General features: G+C 34.3%; 7 protein-coding genes and 2 pseudogenes. 2 read left to right on the top strand and 7 right to left on the bottom strand.

Going from position 1 to position 8,905, the window contains the following annotated elements:
- From EHW90_RS03525 to EHW90_RS03510, 4 genes and pseudogenes are all read right to left on the bottom strand, one after another.
- A partial coding sequence (locus tag EHW90_RS03525; protein WP_124952628.1) for a hypothetical protein occupies positions 1-345 on the bottom strand: 345 nt, incomplete at its 3' end.
- Positions 345-6,035, bottom strand: a complete 5,691-nt coding sequence (locus EHW90_RS03520) for an RHS repeat-associated core domain-containing protein (protein ID WP_124951263.1) — start codon at positions 6,033-6,035, stop codon at positions 345-347. The genes EHW90_RS03525 and EHW90_RS03520, both read right to left, overlap by 1 nt.
- A gap of 268 nt (positions 6,036-6,303) precedes the next feature.
- Positions 6,304-6,384, bottom strand: a pseudogene (locus EHW90_RS13770) (oligoendopeptidase F); the annotation flags it as partial.
- Positions 6,374-6,841: a hypothetical protein gene (locus tag EHW90_RS03510; protein ID WP_124951261.1), complete on the bottom strand. Its 468-nt coding sequence runs from the start codon at positions 6,839-6,841 to the stop codon at positions 6,374-6,376. The pseudogene EHW90_RS13770 and the gene EHW90_RS03510, both read right to left, overlap by 11 nt.
- 185 nt (positions 6,842-7,026) lie before the next feature.
- Between EHW90_RS03510 and EHW90_RS03505 the strand changes: the two genes are divergently transcribed.
- Positions 7,027-7,326 (top strand): transposase, encoded by a 300-nt coding sequence (locus tag EHW90_RS03505; RefSeq protein WP_124951259.1) that lies wholly within the window; start codon positions 7,027-7,029, stop codon positions 7,324-7,326.
- Positions 7,327-7,403: 77 nt separating this feature from the next.
- Positions 7,404-7,637, top strand: a pseudogene (locus EHW90_RS13765) (IS3 family transposase); the annotation flags it as partial.
- A gap of 83 nt (positions 7,638-7,720) precedes the next feature.
- Here the strand turns inward: EHW90_RS13765 and EHW90_RS03495 are convergent.
- From EHW90_RS03495 to EHW90_RS03485, 3 genes are all read right to left on the bottom strand, one after another.
- Positions 7,721-8,071 carry a hypothetical protein gene (locus EHW90_RS03495; RefSeq protein WP_009221250.1) on the bottom strand — a complete coding sequence of 117 codons (351 nt, stop codon included), beginning with the start codon at positions 8,069-8,071 and terminating at the stop codon, positions 7,721-7,723.
- Between the two features lie 150 nt (positions 8,072-8,221).
- Positions 8,222-8,548 (bottom strand): hypothetical protein, encoded by a 327-nt coding sequence (locus tag EHW90_RS03490; RefSeq protein WP_009445801.1) that lies wholly within the window; start codon positions 8,546-8,548, stop codon positions 8,222-8,224.
- A gap of 121 nt (positions 8,549-8,669) precedes the next feature.
- On the bottom strand, positions 8,670-8,903 hold the full coding sequence (locus EHW90_RS03485) for an Imm74 family immunity protein (protein WP_124951257.1): 234 nt from the start codon (positions 8,901-8,903) through the stop codon (positions 8,670-8,672).
- Between the last annotated feature and the right edge of the window lie 2 nt (positions 8,904-8,905).

The following is an 8,905-nucleotide window of genomic DNA, read 5'->3' as shown; positions in this document are numbered from 1 at the left end:
TTCCAGTAATAATCTGCCTCTACCTGAAATATCTTCAAAGTTAAGGTAATCCGGTACTTCTTCTCCCATACTTGGAATATATTCTCCAAGCTCTGTTTCCACATTAGGATAGAAGTAAATTATAATATGGTCATTATCATCTAATGAATCAAGTTCGTCCTCATCCCACTTTCTTACCCACTCATCATTAAAAAAACTCACACTTAAACACACGCTTTCACCTGAACTCATATCCACTTTATTACTTGAATAAAATCCCATTTCAGTAAATATATCAATTATTATATCCAAGTCTTTTTCTGTTACATATTTACCTTTTCTAAACATTGACGCTGATGCTCCCATTACCTTAATATCCTCCCTAATTCTTCTAAATCTGTAACTATTATAGCCCCAAGCTCTCTTGACTTTTCTACCGCTTCAAGTTCTTTTACGCTTGCTCCCTCCAGTCCACTGTCTATATATAAAATAACCTTTTTATCCCCTACATTAATGTATTCAGGATTATTTTTATCCAAATACTTCTCTATCTGAGAAAACTTTACATTTTGTACATCGCTCTTTGCCTCTATAAGATAGTTATCCGTCATTATATCCAGGTCTCCTATATCTGCTCCTATCTTTTCCGGTTTAAGCTTTTCACCTGAAAGTGCCTTTACTTTTGCGCCTAATTTTTTTACAGTTTCATTTGTATTATTCATTATATAATCTGCAACTTTTCCTTCAACAAATCTTCCAATATCCTCATCAGATAACCTTGATTGTATAGCATTATTTATATTTTTACTATTTTGTTCGGGAATTTCGAATACTGTTTTTGAATTATTTTCATACTTTGTCTTACTACCATTCGTACTTAAGAATGTAGTTCCCGGTTTCCCTGTCTTTGTGGCATCTTCTATAGCCTTTGGTACTTCCTTTTTATCCTCAGGCTTTATATACTCTTTATATAAAGGCTTTTCTTTAGCTATATCATCAACTTTATCTATCGGCTTTTTAAGTTCAGGCAGCTTTGGTTTTTCTGTTATCTCAGGTATCTCTATAGGTGCCTTTTCTGCCTTAGGTGCTTCTATAGGTAGCTTATTTGGTTCAGCTATCTTTGACGGTGGTTTTATCTTTGAAGTATCACCGATTTCTTCTCCTATTTCAACTATCTTTGATGAAACTTTCTCTCCTCTTGATATATTACCGGCTTCATCCGCTATCTCTGCTACCTTCGATGCAGTGCTCGCTGTTTTAGTCCCTTCACTCGCTCCTGTAATACCACTTGTCACTACAGCTAATCCTATTTCAGTTATAGCCTGTCCTACAAATTCCGCTCTATCCTCAATACTTCCATGAATTATCTTTTCGTTTGTATAGTCTTTTATCGCCTTACCTAATATTCCCGGGTTCAGCATTATATCTGTTAATCCCTCAACCGTTTTTATCGGATGTGCGGCAGCACTGTAAATTCCATCAGTCGTACCGAGAAATCCCTTTATATATGCTCCTCTGTAGTATGACCCTATCATAGACATTACTCCGGCATTCTTCGGCATATTTGTAGCTCCAAGAAATCTTCCGAGTCCATTTGATATTATAGGTATATTTGCAGCATATATAGAGTTTCCCGCTTTTGTAGTCTCCCTTATAATGGTATTCCTTAGATTATCATAGTGTATACCTAAGTTCGGTAGCTTTACAAGCCCTACTTCTTCCTTTATTCTAAGATTTTTTATAGACACATTTATTGTATCAATCACAGACTTACCTGTAAATGTATCCATAAATAAATCTTTTCTTGCAGCTTGTATTCTTTGATTTAGAGCTTCATTATTTCTTTGTACATCACTTAAAGCACCTTTAATTTTCAGATATTTTTTACTATCCTCCGACCAATCATCATGTGGCATTATTCTATCAAATCCATAAATTCTTGGCTTTAAGAAATCAGGCATTAACTTCTTATTAGAATTTACGCTAATCGTAGGGCTTTTTTTACTAAAACTGCTGACACTTTTTTTATTTACCTTTTTATTTACACCCTTAGCAACCACAGGTCTTGGTCGTATACTTGCTGCAAATCTGTTGGCGGTATTTCTCCCTGACCTATTTGCATTTGCGTTAGCATTCTTTGAATATTTTTTAGAATAGCTGTTGGCAGTTCTTCTTTCAAAGCTTCTTGACAAGTTTGTGCTTTGTCTTATATTTTGCTTTCCTAATCTTCTGCCTGCATTCTTTGGCTTTGCCTGTCTCTTTGATTGTGCTTTTGCCTTTGGCGATATCTTCGGCATCTTCAGCTTCGGAGTTTTAGATTTATTTGAAGTCTTTCCCTTGCCACTTGCAGTTGTCTTTTTGCTTACCTGCTTTCCCTTTGCACTCTTGCCTCTACCTGTGGATTTTCCTCTGTTTCTTGTATTTCCACTTGGGTCGGTATAATTGACAGGATCATTATCTACAAAGCTGTATCCGTTTAAGCCGGTTTCCGACTCTATATCTCCACTTACACTGTCTTCCGATAAGAAAACTCCATCACTCGGATCATAGTATCTGGCTCTTAAATAGTATAATCCTGTACTATCCTGCCATTCTCCATCAAATCCAAAGCCGGTTATTAAAGCTTTTTGAGTATCAATAAAATTTGTATCTTCCTTATCTCCAAATGGTGTATAGAATGTATTTTCTTCTCCGATTCTACCTAATGCACTTTCTTTTTCGTCTGTTATAAATGTACTATCGGTACCGGTTGAAAGTTCAACTGTTCTTTCATTTCCATATATAAAATCCGTTTTTGAACTGTCATTATAAACAGATAGCACCTGTGTATCTTCAAAGCTTACATCATTTAGCCTGTATTTACTTTCCAAGGTACCGTTTGCATTCAATTCTTTGGTAAGAACTCTCTCACCCATCGCATCATAGGTCGCTTCAAATATGGTTACATCATTTTTCTTTATTCCTGTCAGGTTATCATTGATATCATATGTATAGCTAAACTTTTCTCCATCACTTACTGCAGATATACGATTTCCGTTTTTATCATATGAATATGTAGTGGTTCTCTTAGGTGATTGTTTTTTGATAAGCCTGTTGCTTTCATCATATGTAAATGTAGTTACTTCTTCTTTATCACCTGTTTTTATAGTTTCACTTATTCTATTGCCTGCATTATCATATGTATAGCTTATATCCTTGGTACCTATATCACCTGTGATACTCTCACTTTTTAGCTGTGATTTGTCTGTATAGCTGTACTGATACTCTATATTGGTAAAACCTGTAGTATCTGTTATAGCATTATCTACACTGTCAGATATAGAAGTCTCCTCTGTAGGCATACCCTCGTTGTCATTACTTAAGTCCGTACCATTATCTTTGTCTGTAAAGGTACTTACTTTTGTATCAGGTTCCTTATTATCCTTACTCAACACAACATATTTTTTAGATATCCTACTTTCACTGTCATACTCCAATGAGATCTTATATATGATATTTCCTGCATCATCAGTATATGTCTTATCTACCAAGTCTCCGCTGTCATTATATTTTTCTACTATAGTATTATTATCCGGTAGATGTGTAATCGTAGTATTTCCCACATATTCATAGCTGACAGTTTTATTATCACCATATGTTACAGATATAATTCTATCTTCACTGTCATATGTATATACAGTTGGCGGCTCACCGGCTACTTCAAGCTTACTTAAATTTCCTCTTTCATCATAAGTATAATTTATTGTCTTTCCGAATATATCTGTATAATTTAAAATATTTCCGCTGTTATCATACTTGTAGGTGGAAGTTCCGGTATTCCCTATAGCTTCTGATATATTCCCATTCTCATCGTAGCGGTATTCTAAAAGTTTCTTATTTTCACCACCTGCCGCTTCACTTTGAGATAGTATCCTGCCCTCACTGTCAAGATCATAAGTTAATTGCTTTCCGTCAGCTTTTACTATCTTTATTGGAGTATCACCGTTGCCATATTCATAGTACTCAACATCACCACTTGGATTTTTTCTCTCTACCACTCGCCCCTGACTATCTCTTTTAAAATATGTAGTATGTGAATTTCCGTCACTGTACTCTACTATTCCATTATCATCAGATTTGTAGAAAATATCTCCAATTTTGGTCTCTATAAGTTCTTTTTGTATATCATTATTTTCTTGTTTCTTATTAGGGTTTATAGAAATCAGGCGATTCCTTACACTATATGTAAAATCGGTATCCTCTTTGCCTCCTCCGGTTATTTTTGTAAGATTACCGTTAGCATCATATGAGAATTTTTCACTCCCTGTTTTACTGTCTTTTTGTGTTATCTGCCCCTTGGCATTATAATATAACCTGATGTCATCCGCATCTGTTTTCATATTTGTTACTTGACTCTTATTATCAAGTGTATATGAAATATTTTCAGATACTCCGGTATTTACATTCTTATATACCTCATTTATTAAGTTTCCTACATTGTTGTAATTATAGCTGTCGGTCTCTCCGGTGCTGTCATTTTCTTCTATTAGCTGACCAAGCTTATCATACTTATATTGTGCATTATATCCGCTGCTGCTCTTCTCTTCTAAAGTATTTCCAAAAGTGTCATAGGTGTATGAGAAATCTTCGCCGTCAATACTTTCTGCTGTCACCTGACCTATTTTATCATAGGTATATGTATGTCTTTTTCCGCTTTGGTCACTCTCCTCTGTAAGCTGTCCATACAAGTCATAGGAGTACTTTTTTTCATTCCCTTTATTATCTGTAATAGAAGTTATGTCACCAAGAGTATCATAGCTGTATTTTTCATAGTTTCCCGACGTATCTTTCTTTTCTACCAATCTACTTAGTGAATCGTAAGTATATGTTGTTTTACTGCCGTCTATATCTATGAATTCAATTATATTTCCAAGTGCATCATACTTATACTTTTCACTGCTGCCGTCAGGATATACTATCTCCGTATTTTGTCCAAGTGCATCATATCTATATACTATCGGCTGATTTTTACCGTCCACATACAGTATCAGATTGTCATTGATATCATATGAAAACTTTTGTATATTACCCAGTGCATCTTTAGTTTCTACTATATTTCCTTTAGCATCATACTTATATTCACTCTTGCTTCCATCAACATCTTTTTCAGTCAAGAGATTGCCTGCATTATCATATGTATACTCACTGACATCTTCTCCGCTTGATTCTTTTATCAAATTCCCTGATGTATCATAAGTATATTCTGTACCTACTCCATATATATCTACACTTTTTATCAGATTTCCGGCTTCATCATATGAAAAACTTTCCGAAGTTTTATCCGGATATTCTATAGCTGTTACTCTACCCTCTGAATCATATGTATAGCTTGTCTTTTCTCCCAAGCTGTTTGTTTCCGTCAGTAGATTATTAGAACTGTCATAAGTATAATATTCATCTAAATCCTTATTATCATAAAGTCTTATTATATTTCCGGCTTCATCATATTGTATATTTGTAATAAGACCGTTAGCTTCTGTTTGAGTAATAACTCTCCCCTGTGAGTCATACTCATAGCTTGTCTCACTATTATCCGGCAATATAACTTTGGATAGATTTTCACCATCATAAGAATAATTTGTCTTATTCCCCAATGCGTCTATATTGGCAATAAGCCTATTACTCTCATCGTACTCATACTTTGTTTCAAACCCAAGTGCATTCTTGATACTTGTTATATTCCCGGCACTATTATATGAAAACTGTATAACATCTTTACCGTTAACGTTTCTACTAATCAGATTCCCGGCTTCATCATAAGTATCCTTGGTAATGGCACCATACTCATCAGTATGCTCATCTACAGTATCACTTGAACTTTTATCATAAGTCGCATCTTTTTTTGCTACCTTGACTACCCTCTTTTTAGCTTCACTAAGTGCATCTTGATAGTGATAGTATTTTCTTACCGACTCCTTATCCTGTACCGCTCCAAAAGCCGGAACCACCTGCCCCAAAAGCAGACTGAAAGAAATCATACCTGCAACAAGACTTTTACAAACTATTCTATTTTTCATCCTATTCACCCATCTTTTTCTAATTTTTTTATTTAATCCATTTTATAACACAGATTATACATTAGTGTCAATTACTATTGCTATTAAACTTTAACTATATTGTTTCACCAAACTTCCTTGCTTAATTCTTCATATTTCATCATATTCCCCTTCTTCTATCATCTCATCTATAGCTTCTCTAAACCAATCTATAAGTTTATCAACTTTTTAGTAAAGAAGAGCTGTTAGATATAAAACAGCTCCTCTTAAAAAATATCAATAGTCTAATTTAGAATGTTTTAGGATCCTCATACGCCCATAATTCATTCCAAGGTAGTTTTGCATATAACTTATCTATATCATCCTTTTTTATACATATCCGGGCTTTTATAAATCCACTCTGCATCAGGCTCAGGCATATTATATATTGCGTCAATATGATGTTTTCTGAATGTGTGACCGTTATCAATATAGAATGCGCTATTTGGGTATTTTTCCATATATCTGTGTACTATTTCCAATATAATAAGTTCTTTTCCAATCATATCAGGAAAGCGAAAGAAGGTAACAAGCTCATTTTTTCTTGATTTTCTTGTAAAAACCTCCTTTATACCTACATAAGCATCAATTTGAATCATTGGTGCGGAATCTTCTTCATCAAAAAAATCGTATTCATTATCTTCCTTTGACAGTATAAGACTACCATCTCTTTTATCTATTGTCACTATTCTATGGTAGTTCATAGCATCAAGTATTTCTCGCATCCTGTCATCAACAAATATATTTCTTTCCTCAAATTTTTCTAATATTCTTCCCTCACATATCATATATACATCCCCTTCTTATACTGCTGCCACAAGAGATCTTTTTTACAAAGCATCCGGACTGTTATATATCCAATTTGAGTCTTTATTACAGTATACTTTTTCAATGGTGCTAGAATATATTTAGTACAAAACAAAATGAGATATTTCCTTATTTGTTATATAATAAACCTTAGGAGGAACTCATTATGTCAAGTAAAAGAAACCATCACTCAAAACAGTTTAAGCTGGATGCTATCAACTATCGAAATGAACATCCGGATCTTACTCAAGTTGAATGTGCCAAGAATCTTGGCATTGGTGTTAGTACACTTGCCAAATGGGAAAGTCGATTTCGTAATAATGATGGTGACATTCCCGTTCGTGGCTCAGGTAACTATCAATCTGATGATGCAAAAGAAATAGCTCTCCTCAAACGTGAGCTATGTGATGCTCAGGATGCTCTTGATGTACTAAAAAAAGCCATAAGCATTCTGGGGAAAAGTTAACTATTGCTATCTATACAGAGGTTTCTGCAAAGGTAGAGGCAGCTAAAGTAAATGGGCACCGTGTCTCTACTTCCGGAATGCTTAAATTTTTGGGTGTGTCTCGATCCGGATATCGTTCTTTTCTTAATAGAAAAATATCTTCTGCTATTCAGAGGAAGGAAGCTATTAAGAAGAATATCCGGCTTATTTATGATGCTTCAAAACAAAACTATGATGCTCCTAAAATAACCAAAGAACTTCGTAAGTCAGGTGAAACTATTACTGAGCGCATTGTAGGCAAATATATGCGTGAAATGGGTATTAAAGCCCAATGGATTAAGCCTTTTACTACCACTACCAGAGACTCTGATTTCAGTACTGAACTTACAAACATACTTGATGAACAATTACTCTTCTACTCAAAATATTTATCTACCAATTTTTGTAGTTTCCCTTCTTTAGCCGCAGGGATGGTATCTTCTAGAACAAAGTTCTTTCTACTAATATCTCGAGAAAGATTTCCAAAGATAAAATTAGTGGAAATATTATAGATAAATGGTGAAGGCACAAATCCACAAACTTGATTTTCTAGGATACGTTTTAAACGTTCTTCAAAATTTGGAAATGTATTTTTCAGACATTTGCTATTATATAATCGCTTAACGAGTTCTGCGATATAGAAGCCTGATTTCATGTACAAATCAATAAACGTCTTAGATGGATTATAAAAAAATCCTGGGTTATCTTTTTCAAAATCATCCACCATCCTCTTCACCACTCGTTTAAGAGTGAAGATCTCGTTGGTATCATTGTATATATCTGTTACTTAAGTGGTGATACATAATCATCTGGAAGTTCTCCTTCAGATTCAATCCACTGCTTCTCAGCAATCGGAATCAACTCTTCAAGTTCTTCCTTAGAAAAAGTTTCCTATTTTAGGGACATCTATCAAAGAAGCTGGATGTTTACTTATAAATTTTCTTCTAGATTCTCTTCTCTCTTCTTCCGTTGGTGGCCAACGATCGTTCTCCGCTTTAAAATCAATTTCACGTGCCGTTCTCCTACCTAATAAATATTCGTTAAAATCAGAAGGATTAATCTCAAAGATACGACGAACTGAAGCTACTCCAAACTCACCAAAAGTGTAGTATTTTCCTTCATGTGTTCGAAAATCATATCCTTTTGGTGATTCAATCTTTTCAAAGGTATCAAACTCCTCCCAAGTTATTTTAGTTAAACTCATTTTAATTGCCTCCTAATTTTCTAATTGTAAATTCTCCCCATGGAACTTTCAAATTCTTAATTGAATCATAAGGGATATCTATTGCCACAGGTTTACTTAGAATATATAGAGTTCAACATAATTATATAAAGTCCAATCGAATAGTTTGATCGCTCTCCATTTTTTTAGCTATGTTAATAATATTGTCTATTTCTCTTGGAGTTATCGGAAGATTTTCATGAGGGGGTTCCCAATGTGTCATACTATCTTTATAAACAACAAATTTTTTATTAATCAACAATTCTCCTTGTGCTTTTAAGAGGAAACCATTCTCTAAATCAAAAGTAATTGTTGATCTTGTTCCTGTAATTTTCATTT

The organism is Lachnoanaerobaculum orale (assembly GCF_003862485.1).
Classification (GTDB): domain Bacteria; phylum Bacillota; class Clostridia; order Lachnospirales; family Lachnospiraceae; genus Lachnoanaerobaculum; species Lachnoanaerobaculum orale.
Note: the sequence above shows the minus strand (reverse complement) of the source record. Positions and strands in the feature narration are given on the sequence as shown.

Bases quoted from the DNA above. Each gene is read 5' to 3' on its own strand.
- EHW90_RS03495 (WP_009221250.1), bottom strand. From the start codon at position 8,071: ATGGTGGATGATTTTGAAAAAGATAACCCAGGATTTTTTTATAATCCA.
- EHW90_RS03520 (WP_124951263.1), bottom strand. From the start codon at position 6,035: ATGAAAAATAGAATAGTTTGTAAAAGTCTTGTTGCAGGTATGATTTCT.
- EHW90_RS03510 (WP_124951261.1), bottom strand. From the start codon at position 6,841: ATGATATGTGAGGGAAGAATATTAGAAAAATTTGAGGAAAGAAATATA.
- EHW90_RS03485 (WP_124951257.1), bottom strand. From the start codon at position 8,903: ATGAAAATTACAGGAACAAGATCAACAATTACTTTTGATTTAGAGAAT.
- EHW90_RS03505 (WP_124951259.1), top strand. From the start codon at position 7,027: ATGTCAAGTAAAAGAAACCATCACTCAAAACAGTTTAAGCTGGATGCT.
- EHW90_RS03490 (WP_009445801.1), bottom strand. From the start codon at position 8,548: ATGAGTTTAACTAAAATAACTTGGGAGGAGTTTGATACCTTTGAAAAG.